This is a genomic window from Tamlana crocina, assembly GCF_012037625.1.
On record NZ_JAAVJS010000704.1, the window covers coordinates 1 to 315 of the forward strand.

The window sequence follows — 315 nt, forward strand, 5'->3', positions numbered from 1 at the left end:
TCGATCAATTCTGAAGTTTTCTCACTGTAAGGCTTGGTGAAGTTATATTCACTTTGTCCTGAAGAATCGTGATAGGTGAGGTTTCCAACTTTATCGTTCAAACCATAAACGGTAACCATTGCTCTGGCCTGCTTTGTGACCTTTTCAAGATCACTTAAGGCACCGGTTGAGATCTTGTTGAAAGCAACTTTTTCGGCTGCCCGTCCACCCAGTGCTGCACACATCTCATCCAGCATTTGCTCAGGCCTTACAATAAGCCTTTCTTCGGGTAGATACCAGGCGGCACCTAAGGATTGTCCGCGGGGAACAATTGTA

General features: G+C 45.7%; 1 pseudogene. It reads right to left on the reverse strand.

From position 1 onward, the window contains the following. Nucleotides 1–315, reverse strand: a pseudogene (locus HC176_RS18635) (ATP-dependent zinc metalloprotease FtsH); the annotation flags it as partial.